Here is a 1,102-nt window from a genome sequence, read left to right on the forward strand (position 1 = left end):
CCTGAATTCAACTAATAAGTGCAGCACCTGCGGTTTCTAGTGCTCCTGAATATTCTCCTAAAAACACCTGGGCTGGGGTTCGATATCCCAGCCGCTTTCTGGGTCTATCGTTCAGCTTGTGAACAACGCGTCGCAGCTCTGCATTAGTCACCTTCCGGAAGTCTGTACCTTTCGGAAAATACTGCCTGATCAGGCCGTTGGTGTTCTCGTTTGTCCCACGCTGGCCTGAACAGTAAGGATCACAGAAATACACGGAGGCGCTAACCGCTTTTGCGACCGTCTCGTGGTCTGCAAACTCCGAGCCATTGTCTAGCGTGATCGTCTTCACCGCGCCCCGACGAGGCTTAAGTAAACGGACCATGGCTCTCTGCGTTAGTTCTGCCGTTACCTTTGGCAGACGTGCCGCCAACAAGTAGCCACTTCGTCGCTCTACCAACGTCACTATCCCCGCTTGCTTGTGCCCATAAAGCACCGTGTCGCCTTCCCAGTGACCGATGGTGAGGCGTTTTTCGATAGCAGGTGGCCGATGCTCTATCCCCACACGCTTAGGAATCTTGCCTAGTCCTGCACTTTTGGCATGGGCACGATGTTTACTGCGACGCTTGGGCTGGCGGAGGTGTCGCCACAAATCGCCACCCTTGGCCTTATCGTCCCAGATCAGCGAATAGACCCATTGATGACTAACTCCTATCCCCGTCAACGGCGCCATAAAACCGCTAATCTGCTCTGGACTCCACTCTTCTCTAAGCCTGTCAGCTACGGCATTGATCAGGCTAGGGAGTTGCTTTGTCCACTTCCAGGCGGAGCGGCGTCTCTGATCGCTGTAACGCTGCGCTTGTGCGGGTTCATATCCCTTGGCACCCGAATTACGTCTCAGCTCACGGCTCACGGTACTGCTGTGAATGCCAAGCTGTTGAGCAATCTGACGTTGGCTCAATCCTACATCCCTATGGGCAAAAATTTGATATCGTTGTGCCTGGGTCAGTTGTCGGTATCCCATACTCTGCTTCACTTTGGTCGGTAAGGCGGAGAGGGTACCGCTGCTGGCCCTCCTGCCTCTACCGTATGATCCAAAGTGCTGCAGTTATTCTATGAATTCAGG

The 1,102-nt window shown here is 53.7% G+C and carries 1 protein-coding gene; it reads right to left on the reverse strand.

Features of this window, described 5'->3' with window-relative positions; all coding sequences use genetic code 11:
• Positions 1-7: 7 nt before the first annotated feature.
• On the reverse strand, positions 8-1,000 hold the full coding sequence (locus tag K7H08_RS18310; RefSeq protein WP_193054299.1) for an IS30 family transposase: 993 nt from the start codon (positions 998-1,000) through the stop codon (positions 8-10).
• Positions 1,001-1,102: the final 102 nt, after the last annotated feature.

The sequence above is a fragment of the Halomonas sp. IOP_6 genome (assembly GCF_021151565.1).
Lineage (GTDB): Bacteria > Pseudomonadota > Gammaproteobacteria > Pseudomonadales > Halomonadaceae > Vreelandella > Vreelandella alkaliphila.

Coding starts and splice junctions, on each gene's coding strand:
- K7H08_RS18310 (WP_193054299.1), bottom strand. CDS start 1,000: ATGGGATACCGACAACTGACCCAGGCACAACGATATCAAATTTTTGCC.